Annotated in this window: 21 protein-coding genes; 10 read left to right on the forward strand and 11 right to left on the reverse strand. The window is 59.0% G+C overall.

Annotated elements, in window-relative coordinates:
- Both C1949_RS18125 and C1949_RS18130 read right to left on the reverse strand, forming a co-directional pair.
- Window positions 1-831, reverse strand: an 831-nt coding sequence (locus C1949_RS18125) for a tyrosine-type recombinase/integrase (protein ID WP_104739816.1), incomplete at its 3' end; no start/stop codon positions are given.
- Window positions 832-1689: 858 nt separating this feature from the next.
- Window positions 1690-3345, reverse strand: a complete 1656-nt coding sequence (locus tag C1949_RS18130; protein WP_104739817.1) for a HAMP domain-containing methyl-accepting chemotaxis protein — start codon at window positions 3343-3345, stop codon at window positions 1690-1692.
- Window positions 3346-3544: 199 nt separating this feature from the next.
- Between C1949_RS18130 and dnaX the strand changes: the two genes are divergently transcribed.
- From dnaX to recR, 3 genes are read left to right on the forward strand one after another with little or no spacing between them, the layout of a single operon-like run.
- The gene (dnaX, locus tag C1949_RS18135; protein WP_104739818.1) at window positions 3545-5632 is read left to right on the forward strand and encodes a DNA polymerase III subunit gamma/tau; all 2088 of its coding nucleotides are present in this window, start codon (window positions 3545-3547) and stop codon (window positions 5630-5632) included.
- Between the two features lie 17 nt (window positions 5633-5649).
- A complete protein-coding gene (locus C1949_RS18140; RefSeq protein ID WP_104739819.1) occupies window positions 5650-5976 on the forward strand; it encodes a YbaB/EbfC family nucleoid-associated protein in 327 nt (108 codons plus the stop codon).
- A gap of 3 nt (window positions 5977-5979) precedes the next feature.
- On the forward strand, window positions 5980-6579 hold the full coding sequence (gene recR / locus C1949_RS18145; RefSeq protein ID WP_104739820.1) for a recombination mediator RecR: 600 nt from the start codon (window positions 5980-5982) through the stop codon (window positions 6577-6579).
- Window positions 6580-6597: 18 nt separating this feature from the next.
- Here recR and C1949_RS18150 read toward each other — a convergent pair whose 3' ends face one another.
- The 3 genes from C1949_RS18150 to C1949_RS18160 form a co-directional block, all read right to left on the reverse strand.
- Window positions 6598-7461 (reverse strand): pirin family protein, encoded by an 864-nt coding sequence (locus C1949_RS18150; RefSeq protein ID WP_104739821.1) that lies wholly within the window; start codon window positions 7459-7461, stop codon window positions 6598-6600.
- 88 nt (window positions 7462-7549) lie between these two features.
- Entirely contained in the window at window positions 7550-7843 is a 294-nt protein-coding gene (locus C1949_RS18155; RefSeq protein WP_104739822.1) for a hypothetical protein, read from the reverse strand.
- 233 nt (window positions 7844-8076) lie between these two features.
- The gene (locus C1949_RS18160) at window positions 8077-8325 is read right to left on the reverse strand and encodes a YheU family protein (RefSeq protein ID WP_104739823.1); all 249 of its coding nucleotides are present in this window, start codon (window positions 8323-8325) and stop codon (window positions 8077-8079) included.
- A gap of 70 nt (window positions 8326-8395) precedes the next feature.
- Here C1949_RS18160 and C1949_RS18165 point away from each other — a divergent pair, with 70 nt between their 5' ends.
- Entirely contained in the window at window positions 8396-9154 is a 759-nt protein-coding gene (locus C1949_RS18165) for a sulfite exporter TauE/SafE family protein (RefSeq protein ID WP_104739824.1), read from the forward strand.
- Here C1949_RS18165 and C1949_RS18170 read toward each other — a convergent pair.
- The 3 genes from C1949_RS18170 to C1949_RS18180 all read right to left on the reverse strand — a co-directional run bounded on the left by C1949_RS18170 (window position 9132) and on the right by C1949_RS18180 (window position 14696).
- The gene (locus C1949_RS18170) at window positions 9132-11894 is read right to left on the reverse strand and encodes a hybrid sensor histidine kinase/response regulator (protein ID WP_104739825.1); all 2763 of its coding nucleotides are present in this window, start codon (window positions 11892-11894) and stop codon (window positions 9132-9134) included. The genes C1949_RS18165 and C1949_RS18170 overlap by 23 nt on opposite strands.
- 81 nt (window positions 11895-11975) lie before the next feature.
- Entirely contained in the window at window positions 11976-13985 is a 2010-nt protein-coding gene (gene mnmC / locus C1949_RS18175; protein ID WP_268236197.1) for a bifunctional tRNA (5-methylaminomethyl-2-thiouridine)(34)-methyltransferase MnmC2/FAD-dependent 5-carboxymethylaminomethyl-2-thiouridine(34) oxidoreductase MnmC1, read from the reverse strand.
- A gap of 360 nt (window positions 13986-14345) precedes the next feature.
- Entirely contained in the window at window positions 14346-14696 is a 351-nt protein-coding gene (locus tag C1949_RS18180; RefSeq protein WP_104739826.1) for a 4a-hydroxytetrahydrobiopterin dehydratase, read from the reverse strand.
- 114 nt (window positions 14697-14810) lie between these two features.
- Between C1949_RS18180 and C1949_RS18185 the strand changes: the two genes are divergently transcribed.
- The 5 genes from C1949_RS18185 (at window position 14811) to C1949_RS18205 (ending at window position 18923) form a co-directional block, all read left to right on the forward strand.
- Entirely contained in the window at window positions 14811-15761 is a 951-nt protein-coding gene (locus tag C1949_RS18185) for an HPP family protein (RefSeq protein WP_170063117.1), read from the forward strand.
- A 102-nt stretch (window positions 15762-15863) separates the two neighbouring features.
- On the forward strand, window positions 15864-16844 hold the full coding sequence (locus C1949_RS18190) for a DMT family transporter (RefSeq protein ID WP_104739828.1): 981 nt from the start codon (window positions 15864-15866) through the stop codon (window positions 16842-16844).
- 46 nt (window positions 16845-16890) lie between these two features.
- Window positions 16891-17202 carry a BolA family protein gene (locus C1949_RS18195; RefSeq protein WP_104739829.1) on the forward strand — a complete coding sequence of 104 codons (312 nt, stop codon included), beginning with the start codon at window positions 16891-16893 and terminating at the stop codon, window positions 17200-17202.
- A gap of 126 nt (window positions 17203-17328) precedes the next feature.
- Window positions 17329-18279 (forward strand): oxygen-dependent tRNA uridine(34) hydroxylase TrhO, encoded by a 951-nt coding sequence (gene trhO / locus C1949_RS18200; protein ID WP_104739830.1) that lies wholly within the window; start codon window positions 17329-17331, stop codon window positions 18277-18279.
- A gap of 20 nt (window positions 18280-18299) precedes the next feature.
- A complete protein-coding gene (locus C1949_RS18205; protein WP_104739831.1) occupies window positions 18300-18923 on the forward strand; it encodes a DsbA family protein in 624 nt (207 codons plus the stop codon).
- A 6-nt stretch (window positions 18924-18929) separates the two neighbouring features.
- Here the strand turns inward: C1949_RS18205 and C1949_RS18210 are convergent, their stop codons facing one another.
- Genes C1949_RS18210 through C1949_RS18220 form a run of 3 tightly spaced genes read right to left on the reverse strand, consistent with a single transcriptional unit; the run spans window position 18930 to window position 23842 of the window.
- A complete protein-coding gene (locus C1949_RS18210; protein ID WP_104739832.1) occupies window positions 18930-20300 on the reverse strand; it encodes an HlyD family type I secretion periplasmic adaptor subunit in 1371 nt (456 codons plus the stop codon).
- Window positions 20284-22461, reverse strand: a complete 2178-nt coding sequence (locus C1949_RS18215) for a type I secretion system permease/ATPase (RefSeq protein WP_104739836.1) — start codon at window positions 22459-22461, stop codon at window positions 20284-20286. The genes C1949_RS18210 and C1949_RS18215 overlap by 17 nt, the downstream gene beginning before the upstream one ends.
- A gap of 22 nt (window positions 22462-22483) precedes the next feature.
- Window positions 22484-23842 (reverse strand): TolC family outer membrane protein, encoded by a 1359-nt coding sequence (locus C1949_RS18220; RefSeq protein ID WP_104739833.1) that lies wholly within the window; start codon window positions 23840-23842, stop codon window positions 22484-22486.
- Between the two features lie 416 nt (window positions 23843-24258).
- On the opposite strand from C1949_RS18220, the gene C1949_RS18225 reads away from it, so the two are divergent.
- Window positions 24259-25184 (forward strand): retention module-containing protein (locus C1949_RS18225; RefSeq protein WP_104739834.1); only part of this gene is annotated, 926 nt, incomplete at its 3' end.

Below are 25184 nucleotides of genomic sequence, written 5' to 3' on the forward strand. Positions count from 1 at the left end.
CCGCTGCATCGGCTTTCGCAGGTCATCAACGGTCAGTTTCAGATAGTGCTTCGTTGTCACGTCCCCGCCGGTGGAGTGGTTTACTAGGCGTTTGACAGTTGCTAGGTCGTTGAGTGTGCGCTGAGCTACGGTGACGAAAGTCCGTCTCAAATCATGCAGTGTCCACTTAAAGCCTATCCGTCTTGATATGTCTGCTGCTACGTAGTTAATGCTCCGGTCAGATACCGCGAAGACTGGCCCGCTTCTGCCTTTGCAGTGCTGATAGAGAAATGAATGCAGTCGGTCTGGGAGAGGAAGTCTGTGAATCGTTCCATTCTTGGTCTCACTAAAAGTGACGACACGTGCCTGCCAGTCTATATCCGAGCAGTGCAGCTTTAGGGCCTCGCTTTTGCGGCAGCCTGTGAGGGCCAGAAATATCAGCGCTGCAGTCAGGTGTTGGTTGTCCAGTTTTTGGACAGCGGACCACCACTTTGGCTGGATTATGTCGTGGATTATGTTGTCCCTCGGCTTGATTTTGTTCAGTGCTCCGAGAGCCTTTATTCGATCTGTCGGATTCCTCTTGTTCACTTCGTATTTGATTGTGGCGAACTTCCAAATAGCGCCCATCACGCGTACGAAATAGTTCGCTTGTGCGGGTGACTTCAAACTGACTTCAGCGAAGCGCTTTTCAAAGACGTCCGAAGTCAGTGCTGACCATGGCTTCGGCAGCCAGTCCTTGGCGTAGCGATTGAGCACCGCTTGATAGTCTGCTGCTGTCGACAGCTTCGGACGACGTAAAGCGATGTACTCGTCAAAGACTTCTTGCAGGGTTTTATTGGCTTTCTTTGTCACAGCTTTTGCCTCCGGCTTTTGGGGGTAAGCTCCGCTACTCTCAGGAACTGCTTAAGACTCGCCCACGCGCACGCCTGGTCGGGGGACCATTGGAAGGGAAGTCTGTTCAGAAGCAGTCGGAGACGACTTTCAGTTGCAGAGGTGTCTGCACAAAGTGGATACGTTTCCGAATAAGTTGCATCAAGTCGGAAAGTAATCTCGGAAGCGAAGCGATTTTTATGCTGGTGGGGGAAGAGATGTTTTTCAAATCTCGGAGAGGTGTGTGTTATGCCGTTTGAGGTCAAGGCCTCTGGCATGAATAAGGCTCCCAGCAAACATTATTCGAGGCTGAGTCTATAGTCTGTTGCTGAGTTTTGCTAGCCGCGTTGGTGGCACAAGAGGTGGTACAAAGAGTGGTACAAGTAATCGTCTGTTGGTAGTCTTTCTATCGTGAACTGATAATCTGTTTTCGTTCCTGCCTGAAGTGGCAGAAGGCTCTAAATCAAGGATTTCCTCCCACCCGGTCAGGCCCGGAAGGGAGCAGCCGCAGCGGTCATATCGTGTGCCGGGGTGTGGCTGGTGGGGTTGCCTCCAAATCTCTCTCCCTCAATATTCTCTTCTCTTCTCTTCTCTTCTCTTCTCTTCTCTTCTCTTCTCTTCTCTTCTCTTCTCTTCTCTTCCTTGCATACTGCTCTGCCTTTAGCCGCGGCGGTGATTTTTTGCGCGTGTGTTGTTTGCGGAGTTTAAATTGGTGTGCCTGGCGCCGCTGCGCACGCACCTCTGGTGGCGGCCCGTTGTTCGTGTCGCTGGCTGGCAGGTAATGGTGGGTAAGGGGAGTGCGGTGCCTGCCTGCAATGAGGCCGACACCGCAGGTACAGGTCAAACCTTGAAGTGACTGATCAGTTCCTGCAGATCAGCGGCCAGACGCGCGAGTTCCTGGCTGGTAACGGCGCTCTGTTCCGATGCGGTGCTGGTCTGGCGGCCAATATCGCTGACGTTGGTAATGTTGCGGTTGATTTCCTCCGCGACAGAGGACTGCTCTTCGGCTGCTGATGCAATCTGGGCGTTGATGTCGCTGATGTGGGTTACTGCGTCGGTAATCGCCAGCAGGCGGTCACCGGCCAGGCCGACGGCGTCAACACCTTGCCGTGCCTTCTCTCTGCTGACCTGCATGACGCTGACGGCTTCTCCAGTCCCGTCTTGCAGGCGGGTTATCATGTTCTGAATTTCCGAGGTGGACTGCTGGGTGCGTGAAGCCAGCGCCCGGACTTCGTCGGCCACGACGGCGAAGCCTCTGCCTTGTTCGCCGGCTCGTGCGGCTTCGATGGCGGCATTCAGCGCCAGCAGGTTGGTCTGTTCGGCAATTCCCTGAATCACGGTCAGCACGGAGCTGATGCTGTCACTTTCCTGCTCCAGTCGCTGAATCACCTGAGCGGCGCGCTCAACTTCTTCGGCCAGTGACTGGATGGCGTCGATGGTGCGTGTCGCCAGCTGCCGCCCCTGTTGCGCTTCCTGCTCGGCCTGGCGTGAGGATTCGGCTGCGGACGAGGCATTGCGCGCAACGTCCTGCACGGTGGTAGTCATCTCGTGCATTGCCGTTGCGACCTGCTCGATCTCGTGCTGCTGCTGACGCACCCCAGTACCGGTTTGCACACTGATGGCGGAGGTTTCTTCGGCCGCAGCGGCCAGTTGGCTGCTGGAGCCGGCGACTTGGTTGATGGTCTGTTGAAAGCGCTCAGCCATGCGGTCGAATGCGTTGCTGATGCGGCCCAGTTCATCGCTGCTACGATCGTGGGTACGGGCCGACAGGTCGCCGTCGGCAAGCCTGGTGCTGGCTTGTTCCAGTTTGGTAACGGCGGCGCTGATGCCGTGAATGATGCTCCAGGAGAGCAGCGTCAATACTGCCAGTGCTACCAGTGTGGTAGCGATGTCGATCATCAGGGTGTGATGGTAGCTCTGCTCTGCCTTTTGATACTCCTGCTCGGCAATACCGACCTGCAGGGCGAGCATGCGCTCCAGTGTACCGTCCAGTGCGCTGGCTGCAGGCTGCAGCGATGTTAGCAAGGTGCGGTTTGCGTTGGCGTAATCCTGACGCTGCAGGGCGGTTAGTGTCGGGTTGACGCCCTGATTCAGTAGCGTGCTCAACTGCTGACTGGCCTTGTCCGCAAGTTGTTTTTCATCCGGAGTAAGATATGTCGACAGGTAGGCCTTCCAGTCGGTGTCGACGCGCTTGAGTGAGCCGTTGACTTCCTCAAGGTGTTGGTTGACAGGATGGTCGTGGCTGTTGCTCATCGGCTGGCTGGGGTCGTGCTGAAAGGATAGCAGCAGTTCGGCTCGGACATTTTGCAGTTCTTGCTGAATGCGTCCGAGCTGGCCGGTCGGGATTAGGCGGTCATGGTAGACCGTATCCAGTGACTGCGCGGCTTTGTTGATCGCACTGACTGAGATGACGCTCAGGATGACCAGCAGCAGCAGGGCAAACGCGGTCAGGATGGTAAGCCGTAGTTTTATGGTGAGGTTTTTCAGAGCTGGCATAGTGCAGGAACTTCCTCTGGCATGCTGGAAACTGTTTCGCAACTGCGAACAGGGTTAGCGGGCATGCCTTCGCCCCAGTCCTGCGGACTGTCACCAACTGCCGCCTGCGGGGCGGGAAATGGCGTCTTTCACTCGCATTGTAGTCTTTGCTTGGGTACATTACCCGCTTGCATTCGATCAACGGAAACGAACAGAGCCAATGAGTTATCAGGTACTAGCCCGCAAATGGCGTCCCCGCCTGTTTCGTGAGATGGTCGGTCAGACCCACGTGCTGCAGGCAATGATCAATGCGCTGGATAACAACCGCCTGCATCATGCCTATCTGTTCACCGGCACTCGCGGTGTTGGTAAAACCACCATTGCCCGAATTCTCGCCAAGTGCCTGAACTGTGAGACCGGCATCAGCTCCGAACCTTGTGGTCAGTGCTCCGCATGCCAGGAGATTGACCAGGGGCGCTTTGTCGATCTTATCGAGGTCGATGCTGCCAGCCGAACGAAGGTCGAGGATACCCGTGAACTGCTCGAGAACGTGCAGTACGCGCCGTCCCGTGGACGGTTCAAGGTCTACCTGATTGACGAAGTGCACATGCTCTCCAGTCACAGTTTCAATGCGCTGTTGAAGACGCTGGAGGAGCCGCCAGAACACGTCAAGTTCCTGTTGGCGACAACAGATCCGCAGAAACTGCCGGTCACTATCCTCTCGCGCTGTCTGCAATTCTCGTTGAAGAACATGCCGCCGGAGAAGGTGGTTGAGCACCTGCGCCACGTTCTGGGCGAGGAGCAGATCGGTTTCGATGAAGAGTCCCTCTGGCTGCTTGGTCGCGCCGCTGATGGTTCGATGCGGGATGCGCTTAGTCTGACCGATCAGGCCATTGCCTTTGGCAACGGTCAGCTGCGGGTTGAGCAGGTACGCAGCATGCTTGGCACGATCGACCACGGTCAGGTATTTGGCGTGCTGGAAGCGCTGATCGCTGGTGATGCGCGGGCCCTGATGGCCGCTGCGGCGCAGTTGGCAGAGCAGGGCGTCGACTTTGCGGGTGTGCTTGCGGAATTGATTTCAACCTTGCAGCGCCTGGCAATGGCTCAGGTCGTGCCTGAAGCAACGGATAATAGCCTTGGTGATCAGCAGCGAGTGCTGGAGCTGGCCGGCAAGGTCAGTGCCGAGGATGTGCAGCTGTTCTACCAATTGGCACTGCATGGGCGACGAGACCTGCCGTTGGCGCCAGAGCCGCGCGGCGGATTCGAGATGGCGTTGCTGCGGATGTTGGCGTTTCGCCCTGGCACTCTCGGTGATGCCGCTTCCAGTGGCATCACAGTGACTCCGGCGGCACCACCGAGTGGGGCAGCGCCGCCAGAGCCGGAAAAGTCGACAGGGCCCAGTTCAGCCAGCACTGAGCCCGCACACACCAAGGCGCCAACCGCTGAGCCGGTTGCCGCTCCTGCTGCTGATGCGCAACCTGCTGCACCTGCACCTGCACCTGCACCTGCACCTGCACCTGCAGCGGAGCAGGCAGACTCTTCGGCGTCGGTCAGCGCGCCGAAAGGACCTGTGGTCGAACCGGCTGCGGAGCGGAGCGAGGTGGAGGTTGCCGCTACTGATACGTCTGCTGCTGACCCCGCGAGCGTCGAGCCGTCTGCGATAGCGGCTGGACCCGATGCTGCGCCAGGCTCGGTCACTCATCCATTGAGTCCGAAGACGCCCTATCGTCCACCGCAGGATGAGCCGCCGGCAGACTGGCTGGATGGGCCTCCGCCGGATGACAGCGGTATTGATCAGGAAGACGATGAAGAGCTCGATGTCAGCCAGTACATCGCGGATTGGCAGCCGGAAGCCGTTGCGTCGCCCGCGGAAGACGACAGTGACAACCTGAGTGATCTGCCGCCGGCTACGGGTTTGGCTGCGGAGTGGCTTGGGTTGTTTGAACGCCTGGGGTTGAGTGGTTTGACCCAGAGTATCGCGGCACACTGCCAGCTGATCGCTCGGGATGCTGGACGCTGGACGCTGCATCTGGACCCCGGCCATAGTGCGCTCTATAACGAAAACCATCGCAAGCGCCTGGAGCAGGCAATTGCCGGCGCGACGCAGGCTACGGTGGAACTGGTGGTTGAGGTCAACGCGCCCACCCAGGAGACGCCGGCAGTGGCAGCCGCGCGCCGCAAGGCCGCGCGCCAAAAGGCGGCTGAGCTGAGTATTCAAAGCGACCCGATGGTCCAACGATTGTGCGCGGAGTTTTCCGCGGAAATTTGTGCGGATACTATTCGCCCAATTGACGAACCCGCGAGCTGAAACTGGAGGATAGCGTCATGATGAAAGGTGGCATGGCAGGCCTGATGAAGCAGGCCCAGCAGATGCAGGAAAAGATGGCCAAGATGCAGGAAGAGCTGGCCAATATGGAAGTTACTGGACAGTCCGGTGCGGGCTTGGTGTCCGTTGTGATGACCGGGCGTCATGATGTGCGTCGAGTCAACCTTGATGACAGCCTGATGCAGGAAGACAAGGAAGTGCTGGAAGACCTGATTGCAGCCGCGGTGAACGACGCTGTGCGCAAGCTGGAGCAGGCAAACAAGGACAAGATGTCTGGCCTCACCTCGGGCATGAACTTGCCTGATGGCTTCAAGATGCCGTTCTGATCGATGAGCTTCAGTCCGCTGATTCGTCAGATGGTCGACGCCTTGCGCGGCCTGCCGGGCGTTGGGCCGAAAACCGCGCAACGTATGGCATTGCATCTGCTTGAGCGTGATCGCGCCGCTGCCGCGCATCTGGCGCATGCCCTGCAGGCGGCGGTTGACGGCGTTGGCTACTGCCAACGCTGCCGTACGTTGAGCGAGACTGAGATTTGCTCGCTATGTAGCGATCCTCGCCGGGATGATCGGTTGGTCTGCGTGTTGCAGAGTCCGGCTGACGTCTGGGCGGTCGAGCAGGCCGGTGGCTTCAATGGTCGCTACTTTGTGCTCAAGGGGCACCTGTCGCCGATCGACGGCATGGGCCCTGATGAAATCGGCGTGCCGGCGTTGCTTGACTGTCTGGAGGGACGGCCGGTGGACGAAGTCATTCTGGCGACCAACCCGACCGTGGAAGGCGAAGCGACAGCCCATTACATCGCTGAACTGCTGCGCCCGCGCGGAATCCGAGTGTCACGGATCGCCCACGGTGTTCCTCTGGGTGGTGAGTTGGAATACATAGACGGCGGTACCCTGGCTCATGCCTTGGCAGGCCGAACCCAGATTCTCTGAGCCCGGTGCTCTGGCGTCTCAGGCAGTCAACTGGCCGAGCTGATAATCTTTGATTGCCTGGTGAATTTCGGCTTCGGTGTTCATCACGAATGGTCCGTACTGAACAATCGGTTCGCCGATAGGGCGGCCTGCCAGCAGCAGCAGGCGTGCCCCTGCCTGCCCTGCCTCTAAACGTACGCTGTCTCCTTCGCCGTATCGTCCGAGCTGTCCCTTTCGCAGGTTTGCTGCGCGTGCGGCGCCATGCACTGTCACGTTGCCTTCGTAAACATAACTGAGCACTCGATGGGTTGCGGGCACGGGCAGCGTCACGCGTGTGTTTTCGGGCAGTTGCAGATCGATATACAGCGGCTCGGTGGCGCCGCCGGTAATCGGACCTGTCAATGACTGACCTTGGTGCTCCAGCCGGCCAGCGATCAGCTTGAGCTGGCCGCCACCGCTGAGTTCACACTCAGGCATTGCCGTAGCAGGCAGGTCGCGGTAGTGCGCAGGCTGCATCTTGTCGGCAGCGGGCAGATTCAGCCAGAGCTGAAAGCCGCGCATGGTGCCGTGGTCCTGTTGCGGCATTTCAGAGTGAATGATGCCGCGGCCTGCTGTCATCCATTGGACATCACCGGGGCCGAGCAGGCCCTGATTACCCAAGTGGTCTTCGTGCAGCATACGGCCTTCCAGCATGTAGGTGACTGTTTCAAAGCCTCGGTGCGGGTGCGAAGGAAAACCGCCGATGTAATCTTCGGCGCTGTCGGAGTCGAACTCGTCCAGCATCAGGAATGGATCAAAGCGCGCGGCATCGCGTCCGCCGAAGACGCGGGTCAGGCGCACGCCTGCACCATCGGAGGCAGGTTGGCCGACGACAACTTCGGTCAGGTCACGGTATTGGCTCATGGCGCATCTCCTTGGTTGAGGCTATGCGCCATTGTATGGCGGTAAAAATCGATTTTATAACGCAAAAAATGCGTTTTTTATATCGAATTTACTGATTGTTTTCGGCGGGAGTATCGGTTGTCACGCGGCCTTCCAGCTCGTCGATAATGCGCTGGTAGCCCTGGCAGGAATCGTAGCGGCCATTAGCAGGATCCTGTTCCTGCAGCGCCTTCAGGCGAGCGTTCAGCTCATCGGCTTTGCCCGGTTGATCCTTGGTACGGTCATAGATCAGTTGTGCCAGTAACTCACCCTTGGCAATGGATTCTTCCGGGGTACAGGCTTGCGCAGAGAAACTGCCCAAGCCGAGCAGGCCGGTCAGGGCCAAGGCTACATATTGTTTCATCACTACCTCGCAAACCTGCAGGAGAAAACGCCTATGGTAGCCGCTCGCGGGCCAAGCTCCAAGCGCTTGCACGCGTGGGGGGTAGGCTCATTAGCGGCGCGGAACCGGGCTGGAATGCGCGGAATGATTTGGCTCAAGGCCGTTTTGACTGCTTTGCGTACCAAGCCGCTATGCGCTGATATGTCACAGGCCTGGCAGGGCTGGGGAGCCCTGCGAGCGGGCGTTTGGCTGGTTCAGGACTGATCGGCAAGAAAGGCTTGCAGCAGCTCGGCTGGCACACTGTGGCGGTGGGCCAGGCTGGTGTCGCCGGTATCCGGGTGAAAAACGATCAGGATGTCCTTGCGTTCCAGCAGTCGACGTACCTGGGCAACCCGCTGCTGCAGGCTGCTGTCGTCGCCGTTATCGGTTCCGTCCCGGGTCACAAAATCTTCGAGCAGGGCGTCAAGGGTTTCTGGTTCCAACAACTCGTAGGGAATCAACATACGCTGGTTTCTCTGCTGACAGGTGGGGCAATGGTACACTCGCGCCCTTTACGAGGGTATCAACTGGATAATGATTGACGATCCGCTGTTCTATCTCTGTGCTGTTCCGGCGGTGCTGCTCTACGGCATCGCCAAGGGCGGCTTTGGCGGCAATATCGCAATCCTGTCGGTGCCGTTGATGGCAATGGTGGTTTCTCCACAGCAGGCGGCCGGTATTCTGCTACCGATTCTCTGTGCTATGGATCTGGTCGCAATACGCACGTTCCGCGGGCGCTGGGACAAGACCAATCTGCGCATTATATTGCCGGCGGCAATGGTCGGCGTTGCCTTGGGCGCACTGTCGTTCCGGGTTCTCAACGAGGAGCATATTCGGCTGCTTATCGGTACTATTGCCGTGCTTTTTGTACTCAACGCCTGGTTTCGGCGGGGACAGTCAGAGGCGCGTCCCGCTGGTGTCTGGCGAGGGCGGTTTTGGGGGCTGCTTTCCGGTTTTACCAGTTTTGGTATTCATGCCGGAGGTCCACCGATTAACGTCTACATGCTGCCTCAGCGGCTGGAGAAAACCCTGCTGATGGGGACGTTGGCGGTGTTCTTTACCCTGGTCAACTGGGCAAAGGTGCCTGCCTATGTCTACCTGGGGCAGTTTTCCAGCGAGAACTTGCTGACCTCGCTGGTATTGATGCCGCTGGCTCCGATTGGGGTCCGGCTCGGGTTCTGGATGCTGCAGCGTAGCAACGAGCAACTGATCTACCGTCTGTGCTATGTGTTTTTGTTGCTGACTGGTGGCAAGCTGCTGGTTGAGGGGCTCAGTGGGTTGCTCGGCTCCTGATTAGCCGCTGCAGACTGGCATACAGTTGTTCGCTGTCTACTGGTTTGGATAGGTAGTCGTCCATGCCGGCAGCCATGCCTTCTAGGCGGTGGGTGTCGAGCACATGCGCGGTCAGGGCAACGATCGGCGTGCGTGGCAGGTGTTCTCGCTGCTCGTGGGCACGGATGCGTCGAGTTGCTTCAAAACCATCCATCTCAGGCATTTCGCAATCCATCAATATCAGGTCGTAGTGATCGGGATCGTCGCGGTAGCTGCTTAGTGCCTCTTGGCCGTTTTCGGTGATTTCGACGCTGTATCCCGCTTTCTCCAGCAGGGTCTTGACCACCAGTTGGTTGACCTGATTGTCTTCTGCTACCAGCAGGTGACCGCGCCCACGTCGTTGTTCCTTGCTGGGTTGCGCTGCTGGCGGAGTGTGTTGCTCGGCGCTATTGTTCAAGCGTATCAGCGTCTTGCGCAACTGACTCGGTAGCAGCGGAAGACTCTGCTCCACTACCTGCCCTTGCCAGACCAACTGGCGACTATCGTCGGCGTTGCGCAACAGCAGCACCGGGATTGCTTCCTGTGCGCACTGATGCAGTAACTGCTGGAGGCGGTCGGTGGGGATGTCCTGGGTGTCGAGCATGACCAAGTCTGCCGGCTGGGTCGGCGCCTCGGTAGAGCTGGCGTCGCTGTGCTGAACGCTGAACCCGAGTCGCTCAAGCTGTGACTGGTAGTGCTGGCGCGCCTCGGTTTGCCTGGTGATCACCAGGGCCCGTTTGGACTGGGCGCTTGGCAGGGCGCTGCTTGAACTGCCCAGCGGCACCGAGAAATACATGCAGGTGCCTTTTTCCGCATCACTGTCCAGACTGATAGAGCCCCCCATCAAGCGCACCAGCTCCTGGCTGATTGCCAGCCCTAAGCCGGTGCCGCCGTAGCGCCGGGTTGTACTGCTGTCGGCCTGGGTAAAGGAGTCAAACAGGCTGGTCTGGGCGTCCCGGGCGATACCGATGCCCGTGTCCCTCACCTCAAATCGAATATCCCAGCTGTCTCGTGCCTGATTGCGAGGCACTCCTGTTACGAACACGCTGACGTGCCCCTTTGCGGTGAACTTGAATGCATTGCTGAGCAGGTTCATCAGCACCTGCTTCAGCCGGGTGGGGTCACCGATCAGGTGTTCAGGCAGGTCTGGGGAGATGGTGCAGTACAGACCAAGGTGCTTTTCCAGCGTCTGAGCGGTGAACAGGCTGGCTGTTTCGGACACCAGTTCCTCAGGATCAAAGGCGATTGTTTCCAGTTTGACCCGCCCGGACTCCAGGCGAGCGAAGTCAAGGATGTCATTGATGACGGTGAGCAGGGTGTGGCCTGACTTGCTGATTGTGTCGATGTAGAAGCGTTGCTGGTTATCCAGCCGGGTATCCTGCAGTAACTGAAGCATGCCAAGGACCCCGTTCATCGGGGTGCGAATCTCATGGCTCATGCGGGCCAGAAAGCGGCTCTGTGCCAAGGTCTCAAGACGCGCCTGGCGAGCAGCCTCGTCGGCTTTATAGCGGGCTTCCTTCAAGGCATTGATACGGTCGGCCAGGCCCAGCGAGAGGATGATCATTTCCGCGCACATGCCGAACTTGACCCAGTGCGTGCCGTAGCTGGCACCGAGCAGCTCAAAGCCCAGCGAGCCGGCGGTGGAGACGATTAGAGCACAGAGCAGAAAGCCCCAGGCAAGGGTGTAGTAGGAGCCGTAGCGAAAGCCTTTGCGCCAGACGTAAATACCGGTTCCCAGCAAGATCATCGAGCTGACCAGCACAAACAGGCTGGCCATGTTGTTGTACAGGTCAATGCTGAACAGCGGGATGATCGCCATGGCGGCGAGCACAATGACAATCTTGCAGCGCAGCACTCTGTCCAGCCGCGGAAACTGCTCGCGGGTGTGCAGATAGTGTCGGCTGAATTGGGTTGATACGGCACAGTGCAGAAACATCAGGGTGTAGATGCACAGGGTCTGGATAGGAATGCTGATCGTGACCCATTTCCAAAGCAGGCCATCGAAACAGGCCATGAACAGCATAATATTGAGGATGTGGGTCAGGTACCAGGCGTAGGTTGCCTCGCGCAGGGATATCTGCAAGAACAGGTTATAGGCAAACAGCCCCAACAGAATGCCGTAGAACAGTCCAGCCGCCAGCATGCTGCTTTCAAGCTGGGCACTGCTGGTTGCCCAGTCAGCGAAGTAAATCGGCAGAAATACGGTGCTGGTGGTATCTACGCGCAGGTAAAAACGGCTGGTTCCTGGTGGCAGTGATACCGGGAACCAGTGGTTGCGCACTGCGACGGCGCGCTCGTTCTGGGGCAGATGATCACCACCCTGTTGGACCAGTGGCGGGCCGTCCGGCTGTATCTGATACAGGGTCAGGTTATCGAGGAGTGCGTAGTCAATTTCGATGACGCCCTCGATGGGTGTTTGTCGGTTGTTGGTCAGCGCAAATTGAACCCACCAGACCGAATGGTCTTTGCCTTCGTTGACATGTTCGCCGGTGATCGCGCGCCAGGGATACAGGCTGTGGCTGCGCAACAGTTGCTGGAGCGTCAGGCTGCCTTGCGGGTCTTCCAGAATCAGCAGGTTCGGACCCAGACTGAGGCGCTCGCGCGACTCGCTGATGTCAACCCCGACAGCCTGCTGGTTGTGGGATGGTTCGGTGTTGGCCAGCGTCCCGGTTGCAAACCCCAGCACGAGCCAGCACAGCATGAAAACGTGGCAGAAACGCATACAGGGGCACTCGGCTCGACGACCTCAGTCGTAATCTATTGTTGTTATGGTCAGGTCTATCAGAATGCTAGCACAAGGCTTTTATTGTCGCTGCCCAGCGGGTCCTGGTTTATGACGGCTGGTTTGCTTCCCGCGCACCAACTGACGCAGCAGGAATCGTGAGGGGTGGACCGCTTCGCTGAGGTCTCGGGGCAGAGGCAGTGGCTCGTTATTTAGCCAGGCCGCGAGCAACTCACCGCTTAATGGCGCGCTGATCATGCCTCGCGAGCCGTGCGCGGTGTTTACATACAGGCCGGGCTGCCAGGGGGCTTGCTCGTCTGGTTGCTGCGAGGCGTCCTTGCCGAGTACTGCGTATTGCTGCAAAAAACTGTCCGGTTTGAGCACCGGTCCCAGTAGCGGCAGGTAGTCGGGGGCGGTGCAGCGCAAGCCGACCCGGGCTCCCAGCGGCGGCGTGCTGCTGAAATGCTGGTGCAGCTCAGGAGACAGTCCCAGCAATAGCTCCAGGTTGTGCTGGTTTTCCTCGTCGCTTGGCACAAGGTCAAGTCGATCGAACCGGAAACTGGCTCCTAGATGGTGCTGGCCCTGCCTGGCGGGAGAGACATAGCCATCGGCGCAGAGAACCGTCTTCAGTCGGCTGCTGTCGTTGTCGGCTGGCAAGTGGGTAATCTGGCCGCGGATGGGTTTCAGCGCGAGGTGCCTGGTTTGCGCAAACCGAGCTGTTTCATGGGCGCCGCAGATAATAACGGTACCACTGGTGGCGAGCTGGTTGCCGTTTTCGTCCAGCAGCTGCCACTGGTCGTCGTCCCGGCGCAGTTCGACAATCGTGGTTGTAGTGCGGACCTGGATATTGGGGTGTTCAAGCAGGCGACGGCACAGCGCAGGCGGGCTTACCCAGCCTCCACCGGGGAAGAACAATCCGGATCGCTCGACCTTAACGCCGGCCAGGGCGCTGGCCTCTGCAGCGTTAACCGCGTACAGGAAGCTGTGCGGATAGCCTTGATCAGCCAGTCCCTGCTGGCGGCGCAGTTCCTTCTCGTCACTGCCAAGTTGCAGCACGCCACAGGCCTGCCAGCGGCCTTCGCCCGGTTCAAGTTCCCGTTGCAGCAGCCGCAGGCTGTACTGGTAGCTGCTTTGGATGAACCGGGACAGCGGAGGGTGGTGAGGCGACAGCTTGCAATACAGGATGCCCTGCGGGTTGCCGGAGGCGGCCCCGGCGATCTCGGGCAAGCGCTCCAGAACCGTAACCTGCCAGCCGCGACGAGCCAGCGAATGAGCCGTGCTGCAGCCAGCCAGACCTGCTCCGACAACAATGGCGCTGCGCTCGGTGGTCGTGTTTGGGCGGGCGTACCATGGGGCCTGCCAGCGGGAGGCGGGCGCCTGCTCCAGTTGCCCGCAGAGCATCTCGCGTTTGCGCCCGAAGCCTTTTACCTTCTGCATTGCAAAGCCGGCGGCAATCAACCCGCGGCGCACGTCTCCGACGCTGGTAAAGGTGGCAACGGTGGCTCCTGGCCGCGAAAGCTCAGCCATGCGCTGATACAGCGCCGGCTGCCACATATCCGGGTTGCGCGCTGGGGCGAAGCCATCGAGAAACCAGGCATCAACCGCTGCATCCAGCTGCGGCAGGGTGTCGAACAGATCACCTATCAGTAGCGTCAGGGTGACCCGGCCGCCAGCGAAAGAGAAGTGCTGCCAGCCGGGTGTCAGATCCTGGTATTGCGAGAGCAACTCCGCACTGAATGGGCCTAGCTCTGGCCAGATCGCCAGTGCGCGCTGCAGGTCCGTGCGAGAAAGGGGGTATTTTTCGGTGCTGACAAAGTGCAGGAAGGTGTCGACAGGAGCGCAGGCCTGCCACAACTGCCAGGCGGCGAGGAAGTTAAGCCCGGTACCGAAGCCGGTTTCTGCAATGCAGAAGTGCTCGCCAGCGGACAGTGCTGTCCAGCGCTGTTCGAGTCGGTTGTGGGTCAGGAAGACGTGTCGGGTTTCATCCAGGCCACTTTCGCGGGAAAAGTAGACGTCGTCAAAGCGACTGGAGAAGGGTTGATCGCCATCCATCCAGACCAGGTCGGCGGATTCAATTGTAGGTGCGCTCACGCGGGCTCCGGGTACTGAAGATTCCCGGGCATTGTACAGTGCTGGCTGGTGTTACCCCATATTGGGCAGAATCAGCAGCAGCCAGGTAGCCAAAACCACCAGCGCAACGGTGGACCATTTGGGTTTGAGTAACGATTTCATGGCATAGGCCTTCTTATTTTTATGTATAAGGGTGCCTTGTGGGCACCGTGCGGCGCATGGTCTGGTCGGACGAGAGGCCGTGGCGGTAGACCGCTGTAGCGATGGGGTATCACCCGCCTGTTTTTGTTATAGCACGGGATGATACTGCCTTCAGAGTCGTAGTGTGATCTGGTTAGACAAATTGGCTACTAATGGAATCAGTGATGTCGCCAATCACAATCAGCTGTGGGGTGGGTTTTGGTAAAGACGCTCGGTCCTGGCGGCCATTATCAGGTCGTTGAGGTGGACTCCGCCGAGAGAATGCGTCCACCAGCTGGCTGTGACGCGCCCCCATTCCAGCAGTAGGGCGGGGTGGTGGTCGTGCTCCTCGGCCAGGGCGGCGACCCGGTTGCTGAATGCCAGCGCGGTGACGAAGTCGTCAAACGAGTAGACCCGCTCTATCCGGTGTATGCCCTCAACGCAGTTCAGCTCCCAGTCAGGCAAGGTCGTCAGTAAGTCCTGGATCTGCTCCTCTACCAGTACACTGGTCTGGTGCCCGGACTCCAGTGCTCGGTCGGCCAGTTCATTCATCGCCATCTCCAGTGGTTCAGGTCGATTTCAGCATAGCAGTTCGTTCGCGGGCGTAACGCGCTATCATTCATCTGGCAGACGCGTATGGACGGGGGATATAAACAGGTGATTCGCGTGCGGTGGTTGCGCCGGGGGCTCAGGTTTCTCGGTTGGCGTCCGGACAGTACCACCCATCAGGAAAAACTGATTTCAGCGCTGGGTACGACGCTGGCGTTGATTCTGCTGTATTGGGTAACCCATCTGGTAATGGCGGCAGAGGGCGCCCTCTGGGTGACCGGCTCGATGGGGGCTAGTGCGGTGCTGGTGTTTGCCATGCCCCACGGTACGCTGTCGCAACCCTGGTCAGTGATTGGCGGACATGTCCTGTCGGCGGCCTTTGGGGTGGCGTGTATTCAGTGGTTGCCGGCCGGTTTCTGGCTCGCAGCGCTGGCGGTAGGCGGCAGCGTCATCATCATGATGTACGCCCGTTGTCTGCATCCGCCGGGCAGTGCAACGGCAATGATCGTGGTGCTGGGTGGGCCGCAGATTGCCGAGGCAGGATACAACTTCGTGCTCTACCCGATTCTGCTGGATGTGCTCGTCATAGTGCTGTTTGCCGTGCTCTTCAACAGCCTTTTTACCAGTCGTCGCTATCCGTTGCCATTGACTCGTCACCCGGTCGGCCGTGCGCCGGGCATTGCCCCGGAGGATTTCGAGCACGCGCTGAAGCAGATGAACGCCTATATGGATATCGACTTCAACGACCTGTTGAGGCTGGTCGAGCTGGCCAATACCAATGCGCAGAGCAAGGGGGTCAGTGCCGGTGACCTGGTTGCCGGTGGTTATTACAGCAATGGCCTGCCAGGGCGTAACTGGTCGGTGCGTGAAGTCCTTCAAGTTGTCAGTCGGCCGGGCCGGGCCGGGCGCGTGCGGTATCGAATCATCAAGGGTGCCGGCGAGGGCGGCAACGGTATCTGCCGAGTCAGCGAGTTTGTTCGCTGGGCGCGCTATCAGGTTGCGCCGGATGAGCAGGGGCGGCAGTGGCATCGAGTCACCGATGACAGTAAAGCATCAGTGGAGCCGTGACCGGTACAGTTTGCTGCTGAAGCTGGCTGCAACTGTCTCTGTTTCGAATTCGGGTGGTTTCCTAAAATAAAACTCTCTCCTTATGCTTTCCGAGTGTGCTTCATGCATGTGTCGTCCGGCCGCTGGCTTTACGGATTCCTGTTGGCGTTGACTACCACCCTGCTCTGGGGCGTGCTGCCGATCATGCTGAAGGAAGTCCTCAATGTCATGGATCCTTATACCGTGACGTGGTACCGACTGCTGAGTGCCGGTCTGGTGTTGTTCGCCTGGCTGGCTGCTAAGCGTCGACTGCCATCGATTCGCAGTCTGTCGTCGCGTAACCGGGGCTTGCTGGTGGTCGCGGTACTGGGGCTTGCGTTCAACTATGTGCTTTACATGATGGCGCTCAATCGGCTGTCTGCCGGCACCATGCAACTGATTATTCAGACCGCACCCGTGATGCTGATGCTGGGCAGCATGCTGTTATTCCGCGAACGCTTTGGTCTTGGCCAGTTACTGGGGCTGGCGGTGTTGCTGCCGGGGTTTGCTCTGTTCTTCAATCAGCGTCTGGTAGAGTTGATGACACAGATGAGTGGCTACACCGTGGGGATCCTGATTGCGATTGCTTCAGCTTTCAGCTGGGCGCTGTATGGTCTGGCGCAGAAGCAGTTGCTGACGGTCTGGTCGTCGGTGTCGGTGATGATGGTGATCTATCTGTCCTGTGCTGTGTTGATATGGCCGCTGACGACACCTTCTCAGCTGCTCTCCTTGAGCCCGGTGCAAGGTTGGCTGCTGTTGGGGTGTTGTCTCAATACCCTGGTGGCATATGGCGCGTTCGCTGAGGCACTTGCCCACTGGGAGGCGTCGCGGGTGAGCGCAACGGTGACCACTACGCCCTTGTTTACCTTCTCGCTGGTGGCCCTCGGAGCGATGCTCTGGCCGGGTGTGATTGAGCCGGAAATCCTCAACAGCCTGGCTTATCTCGGTGCGCTGATGGTGGTGTCCGGTTCTGCCCTGATTGCGCTGGCACCGAGTTTGATCAACAACCTGCGGCAGCGGCGCTTGCGCAGGCTGGCGCTGACGCCACCGCCGGCCGGTTCCTGATCGGCTTGTTGCGCTACAATAGCGTCCCGTTTTTCAGGAGGTGACCATGGCCGTCGTCCAGCAAGCACTTGAACAGGCACTGCAGGCACTCAACCCAACTCATCTGGAACTGGTCAACGAGAGCCACATGCACAGTGTGCCGCCCGGCTCGGAGTCCCATTTCAAGGCGGTGGTGGTCAGCGAGCGCTTTGCTGGCCTCAATTCGGTTAAGCGTCACCAAGTGGTCTACGCCACTCTTGGTGGGCTGATGCAGAAAATTCACGCGCTGGCCTTGCACACCTATACCCCGGCGGAGTGGCAGCAACGACAGCAGGCACCGGCTTCGCCAAATTGCCTGGGTGGCAGCAAGGCCGACTAGGGGCCGTTGCCGCTTCGTTCACCCGTCCGCCCGCCGGCGGTTTGTTGTCGTCAGCGGCTTTGCTAGAATGCGGCCCTTCAAAAAGTACGCCCTTTACGCGGGCGCCCACTGAACACTGAGGTAAGCATGTCTGCAATTGTTGTTGTGGCACTCTACAAGTTCGTCCAGCTGGACGACTACGAAGCTCTCCGTCAGCCGCTGCTCGACACCATGGTCGCCAACGGCGTCAAAGGTACCTTGCTGCTGGCGCTTGAAGGTATCAACGGCACTGTCGCCGGACCACGTGACGGTATGGATCGCGTGCTGGACTGGCTGCGCTCCGATGCCCGACTCGCCGACCTGGACTACAAAGAGTCCTACTGCGAGGAGATGCCGTTCTATCGCACCAAGGTCAAGCTGAAGAAAGAGATTGTGACCCTCGGCGTGCCCGGTATTTCGCCGACCAGTAAGGTCGGCACCTATGTTGAGGCCAAGGACTGGAACGCGCTGATCAGCGATCCGGAAGTACTGCTGATCGATACCCGCAACGACTACGAAGTCTCAATCGGCACGTTCGAAGGTGCTATTGATCCGCAGACCAAGACCTTCCGTGAATTTCCCGAGTATGTGCGCGAGCACTTTGATCCGAAACGTCACAAAAAGGTGGCAATGTTCTGTACCGGGGGCATTCGCTGTGAAAAGGCCTCAAGCTACATGCTGGAAGAGGGCTTTGGCGAGGTATTCCATCTCAAGGGCGGCATCCTAAAGTACTTTGAGGACGTACCTGCTGAAGAGTCGATGTGGAATGGCGAGTGCTTTGTGTTCGACAACCGGGTAACCGTGCGCCATGATCTGGCACCGGGCTCATTCGATCAGTGCCACGCCTGTCGCCACCCTGTCTCGGCAGACGACAAGGCTTCGCCGCAATATGAAGAAGGCATCAGCTGCCCCCATTGTTACGACAGCCTGCCGGAGAAGACGCGTCAGCGTGCCGAGGAGCGTCAGCGCCAGATTCAGCTGGCGAAAGCGCAGAACCGGCCGCATCCAATCGGCATGTCCCCGTTGCTGGCGTCACCCAACGCCAAGGTTGACCGCTGATAACCGATACGGAGTACCGCATGCAGCAGCGCCTGATCTACGTGATGGACCCGATGTGTTCATGGTGCTGGGGATTAGCGCCGCTGCTTGACTCCATTCGTGCTGAATTCCCCGAGTTACCGGTCCATCTGGTGGCAGGTAGCCTGCGTGCCCACCTGGATACCCCACTGGACAACGCCTCGCGTCAGGCGCTGGCTGATCATTGGCAGGCGGTTGCGGCACTGAGTGGGCAGCCTTTCTCCGACCCTCATGCGTTGCCCGACTCGCTGGTCTTCAATGTGGGCCCGGCGAGTCGCGCCCTGATTGCGGCGCGTAACCTGGATGAGTGTCTGGCCTGGCCATTTGCGCGGGCCGTTCAGCACGCTTTCTACGCACAGGGGTTGGATATCACCCAGCCCGCAGTGCTGATGCAGATCGCTGCTGACATTGGGTATGACGAGGCGCTTTTTGCTGCCCGTTTTGACCACCCGGAAACCCGGCAGCAACTGGAACAGGACTGGAACTGGGTGGCTGATCGTGGGTTTGCCGAGCTGCCCATTTTGTTCGCCGAACGTAAGGGCCAGCTTGCGCTGCTGTGTAACGGCTTCCGTGTTCCTGGCGAGGTGCTGGCGCTGCTGCAGCGCTGGGTAGCTGCAGCAGCCTGATGTTCCTCAACGTTCGCGCAAGGCTTCTGCTCTGGCGCGCAGCACTGGCTTGAGCAGGTAGCTGAGAATGCTCTTGCGGCCGGTGATGATGTCGACGCTGGCAACCATGCCGGGAATGATCAACAAGGGTTTTTCGTCTGTGCCCAGGTGATTCTGGTCCGTACGCAGGCGAATCAGGTAGAAACTGTCGCCGTTTTCATCGGTGACGGTATCGGCGCTGATGTGTTCCAGCTCGCCCTTGAGTCCACCGTAGATCGTGTAATCGTAGGCTGTGATCTTGATCATCGCTTCCTGCCCGGGGTGGAGGAAGGCGATGTCCTGTGGGCGGATGCGGGCTTCGAACAGCAGGGTGTCGTCCAGCGGGATAATTTCGACCAGATCGCTACCCGGCTGGATAACACCGCCGATCGTATTGACCAGCAACTGCTGGACAATGCCGTGGACAGGGGAGGTCACCAGGGTCCGACGCACCCGGTCTTCCAGCGCCAGTCCTGAGGCAGAAGTCTTCTGCAGGTCGATGCGAGTCTGGTTCAGCTCTTCGAAGGCTTCGCTGCGGAAACGGTTCTGTGCTTCCTCGGCTTTGCGTTCGACCTCGCGTAGCGCGGATTCTGCTCTGGGTATCGCCAGAGTTGTGCCGTCGAGGTTGCCGCGGGTTTCGACTTCGGCCCGGCGCAGACGAAGCACTTCTACCTCGGAGATAGCACCGTCCTTCACCAGTGGCGCGGACATGTTGATCTCACGGCGCAGCAGGCCCAGGCTGTTGCTGAACTGACGCTGTTTCGAGCGCAGCTCGTTCAGTTCCTGTTCACGCTGACGCCGCTGTTCATCGAGAATTGCCAGCTCGTCGGCCAGTCGGCGCTGACGGGACTGGTACAAGGCAACTTCCGCTTCAGCCAGCTCGGGCGCTTCACGCAGTACCTCTTCCGGCATGACCAGTTCACCACCTTCGGCCTCGGCGGTCAGCCGGGCCATTGCCGCCTGTTTGCCCAGCTGTTCTGCGCGGGTTTCCTGCACATTGGACGCAAAGCGGGTGTCATCCAGACGAAGCAGCGGCGTGCCTTTTTCCACTATTTGGCCTTCGCGGACCAAAATTTCGGCAACGATGCCGCCTTCGAGGTTCTGTACCCGCTGCAGTTTCCCGGGCGGAATGGCCTTGCCCAGTCCGCGGGTCAACTCCTCGACCTTGGCGAAGTGCGCCCAAAGCAACCCTGTCAGCAGGAATGCAACCAATGCCCAGAGCATCAGTCGCGCCGACTTCGAGGAGTCCTCAAGGATGGCGTGAGTGAGATCCGGCAGGGGCGTGTCGGTGGCCGCAGCGGGTTTGCCGGGAACAGCGCCGCCATTCAGCTGCAGGGTAGGCTTAGCTGCGTGCGACATTGACGTGTCCTTTGCGCAAGGCTTCGAGTACCTGATCCTTGGGGCCATCGGCGACGATCTTGCCGCCGTCAATCACAATCAGGCGTTTTACCAGTGACAACATAGAAGCTCGATGCGTAACCAGCAGCAGCGTTCGATTTTTCAGAATGGGTTGCAGTTGGCGCTTGAGGCGCTCTTCGCTGCTGTTATCCATGGCGCTGGTCGGCTCGTCGAGCACCAGTAACGGCGGGTCCAGCAGCAGTGCGCGGGCAACGGCGACGGCCTGGCGTTGCCCGCCCGACAGATTCATGCCGCGCTCACCCACTTGCAGGTTCAGACCGAGCGGATGGAGGCGTGCGAAGTCACTTACTCCGGCCATGTCGGCGACTTGCTGCAGGCGCTCGTCATCGACATAGCGGGCACCCAGTGTCAGGTTGTCGCGCAGGGTGCCGTTGAACAGCTGGATATCCTGCGGCACATAGCCAATGTTGTGGCGCAGGTCTGCCACTTCCAGTTGCTGGATATCGACGCCGTCCACCAGCAGATGCCCGCTGTCGGGCTGGTAGAGGTTCAGCAACAGCTTTTCCAGCGTGCTTTTGCCTGAACCGCTGCGGCCGATGATGCCGACGTGCTCGCCGGGCATGATCCGCAGGTTCAGGTTCTGCAGTGCCGGATATTGTTGTTCCGGGTAGGTGAAACAGACGTCCCGCGCTTCGATAGCGCCATGCAACTGGCGGCGCTGGGTGGGAATGGCCTGCGGCTGGCGTTCCTGCGGCATGCTCATCATGCTGTCGGTGGTGCCGATGGTCAGCCGGGCTTGCTGGTAACGGGTCAGGAGACTGGAAACCTGGGACAGCGGTGCCAGCGCCCGGCTGTTCAGCAGGTAGCAGGCAATCAGTCCGCCCATGCTGATCGCGCCATCTCCAATCAGATAGACGCCAGCGACGATCATGCCAATGCCTGCGAGCTGCTGCAGGAACATGGTGCCGTTGACCGCCAGGGTCGATAATTTACGAGCCTTCATTTCCAGCCGGCCCAGGGCACCAACGGTGGATTCCCATTGACGCTGTCGCTCGCTCTCGGCGCAGTTCACTTTCAGCAGATCAATACCGCCCAGCGTTTCAATCAGCATGGCCTGTCGTTCGCTCGCCAGATGCAGGGTCTGGTCGATGCAGCGAGCCAGCGGGCCTTGGATGATCCAGCCAAGCAGAAGCGTTAAGGGGAAGGCCAGCAAAGGGATGGCTACCAAAGGCCCGCCAATGAAACCGATCACCAGCAGAATCAGCAGCGAAAATGGGACATCGATTACGCTGGTCAGCGTGAGCGAGGTCAGAAAGTCGCGCAAGCTCTGGAATTCATGAATGTTCTGGGCGAAGCTGCCGACTCGCGTCGGACGCGCCTTGAGGTTCATGCCGAGAATACGTTCGAATAGCGTCGCTGACAGAATAAGGTCGGTCTTCTTGCCGGCCAGATCCAGAAAATAGCTGCGCAGGGTGCGCAATATCAGGTCGAACAGCAGCGCCAGGGAGATGCCAATTGCCAGTACCCAGAGCGTGGTAGTGGCCTGATTGGGGACGACGCGATCATAGACGTTCATGACGAACAACGGCGTCATCAACGCGATCAGGTTGATCAAAAAGCTGGCCACCATGGAGTCGGCATACAGGCGACGCGATAAGCGCAGGGTATCCTTGAACCAGTGCTTGGTGCGCGGTAACGGCGATTCCAGCTGCATCTCATAGCGGTGCCGCGGTTGGGCAAAAAACGCGCGACCGGTGTACAGCTCTGCGAGTTTGGAGCGCTCAATTAACTTGGCGCCGCCTGCCGACTCGCTGGTGAGCAGGCGGGCTTTATCTACGCCTTGCCAGGACTCCAGTACCACATTGCGGCCGTCCTTCAGGAACAGCAAGGCGGGCAACGCAATGTCGTCGATTTGATCCAGCGGGCGGTCGAGAATACGCCCCTGGAGGTTGGCTCGGGCTGCTGCGCGTGGCAGCAGTTCAGGGGTAAGCCGCTGCTCCTGCAAGGGCAGGCCAGCGGCAAGCACACCGCGACTGGTCTTCACCTGCAAGCAGGTGCAGAGGATCAGCAGTGCGTCGAGCAGTGGATCATCGAAACGGCTACGAGGGTCACCCCCTGCGTTGCTGTTCGCCCCCTGTTCGGGGCCTTTCGGCCCCGTCAGTACATCAGGCGCTGTCAAAATGTTATTGACCTGTTGGCAAATCGGAGTACGGAGAACCTGAATCGCTCAGAGCCATGGATTCAGCCGGCGGGACTACCGACTGGCTGCGCAGCAGTTCACCGGCGACCGCCAGCAGGCGATATTGCGCCAGATACTCGGCAAATCGGGTTTCGGTCAGACGGCGCTGGGCCGTAAACAGTTCGTTCTCGCTGTCCAGCAGGTCAAGCAGGGTACGCTCGCCAATGTTGAACTGTGAGCGGTAAGCCTGGCGAACGCGAACCGTGTGATCGACATACTGCTGAGCAATGGGAACTTGTTTGCGGGCGCTGTCCATCGCATTCCAGGCCAGGCGCAGTTCTTCACTCAACTGGCGGTAGGCGTTGTTGCGAATCTCGATGGCTTCGTTGATCTGGTGTGCGCTGGATTCCATTTGGGCCTTGTCTCGACCGCCGCTAAACAGGTTGTAGCGCATCCGGACCATGGCCTGCCATTCGTTGTAGTGGCCGTCAGTGCCGTCCAGATTGTTGTCGAAATTGCGCGACAACTCCAGGTCAAAGCGTGGGTAGAAGGGCGACTTTGCAGCCTCGTACTGGCGCTCGGCTGCGGTGCGATCGGCTTCGGCGGTCTTGATGAAGGGGTTATTGGGAATGTCCTGCAGTGCTGCTTCAACCGACTCGGGAAGCATGCCGGTAATCGGCGCAGGTAGTGTCAGGTCGCCCGGGGGTTGGCTAACGACACTGTAGTAGACCGCTTCGGCGTCGGCCAGATTGGCTTGCTCGGTGACGAGGTTGTTGCGTGCCAGGGCAAGTCGGGCTTCGGCCTGATCCAAGTCGGCGTTGCGGCCGACGCCGCGCTCACTGCGCAGACGAATCTGATCGTGAACACGTTCATGGCTGCGCATGTTCTCTTCAGCCAGGCGCACCATTTCGCGTCGCATCAGCACCTGGTGGTAGGCGTCAGCGGTGGCAAGGCCGATCTGCTCCGCCGTGCTCAGCACGCGATAGGCGCGGGAGTTGACGGTGGCGACGTTGCGACCTACCTCGTTGGCGGTGGCGAATCCGTCGAACAGCATCTGGCCGAGGCGAAGGGCGCCCTCACCACGGTTCAGTTTTTCCCAGTGATTGCCGGCAGCGCGCGTAGAGGGGCTATCGGTACCTTCACGCCCGTAGCCGCCGGTCAGATCAACCGTTGGGTAATATCCTGCCCGTGCTCCCTTGAGGTTTTCTTCCGCTGAAAGTCGGCTGCTGGCAGAGGCACGCAGCTCAGGATGGTTGTCGATGGCTGTCTGCATGGCCTCGGGCAGCGACTGCGCCGAAACGGCTAGAGACACGGACAGAGTCAGCGGCAGCGCAAGGAACTGCCACGGGGTTAAGGATTTCATAGATCCTCCTTGATGTTGTGCCGGTTATGTTTTTTTGGTGGACGACAGGTTTCACGCTTGCTCTCAAGTCTAGTCAGGCTTTTTAACTGGAGAGTGGTCTCTGTGATGTTGTTTTGATACCAAATTGGAGTCGCGTCCTGCGCTCATATTGCCAAAGCATCTAAAACAGTAAGAGCGTGTTCCCTGAAGGTTTAGTATATTTGCACATAGTCATCAAATTGACGAATAAATTATTTTGTTATTTTATCGCCAATTAGTTGTTATTGCTCGTGCGTCGTAGGGTGGCTGTCTCGTCAGGGGAAGTCTAGCGGAGCCGGCGTTGAGGGTAGGTGAAGGGAAGCCGAGGGTTCTCGGGTGTCATCCAGTGACGGTGTCCCCGGGGCTGTTGTCCACATGAAATGAAAGGAGTCATGAAAATGGCTACCAGCGCAAAAGTTACTCAGGTTGTTGGTCAGGTTGTGGTTGTTACTCCCAGCGGGGAAAAGCGCTTGCTGGTCGAAGGCGATCGCGTTATGGCTGGCGAACAGGTTTTTACCGGCGAGCAGGGCAGCGTCACCCTTCAGCTCAGTGATGGCCGTGAGCTCGATTTGGGTCGCGACTCCTCTTTTCTGGTCGCCGACGACACGGGGTCGGGCAGTGCAGCCTCCCCACAAGACATCGATGTCGCAGCCATTCAGGCTGCGATCGCCGCCGGTGTTGACCCTACCCAATTGCTTGAAGCCACCGCAGCCGGTCCGGCTGCTGCCGGCGCGGCGGGTGCTGGTGGGCAGGGGGGTGGCCATTCCTTTGTTCTGCTTGATCGACTTGATCTACGGGTAACACCAGACGTCGGGCTGGATACCGGGCCACTGGCCTCCGCTCCTTTGGAGATTCCCAACGAGGAAGATCTGTTCCTGCCGGAAGACGGCGCGCCGGTGATCAGCATTACCCCGGTTGAGCCCGGAGGCGATATCGGCGGTGCTCAGGCTGTAGAAGGTGGCACGCTTGATTTTTTGGTTTCCCTGTCTGCACCCAGTGAGGTACCGGTAACCTTCACCTGGACGGTAACTCTGGGGTCTGCCAGCGCCAGTGATCTGCCCGGTGGTGCCGTGTTGACCGGTACGGTAACTATTCCAGCTGGTGACACCAGCTATGTCCTCTCGATTCCGACCTTCGATGACGATGTTTTCGAAGGTGGCCCCGGTACTTTTGAAGACTTGGTTGTGTCCATCACCGATGTTGTCGCGGCCGCTCCTGGTGATGTCTCTGCTGTTGGTCTGATCGAAGACAACGAAGGCACCCCGGTGGTCAACCTCGACGACGTCCAGGGCGTCGGCGCGCAGGTGGTTGAAGGCGGTGATCT

This window comes from Halopseudomonas oceani (assembly GCF_002903165.1).
In the GTDB taxonomy this organism is placed as follows: domain Bacteria; phylum Pseudomonadota; class Gammaproteobacteria; order Pseudomonadales; family Pseudomonadaceae; genus Halopseudomonas; species Halopseudomonas oceani.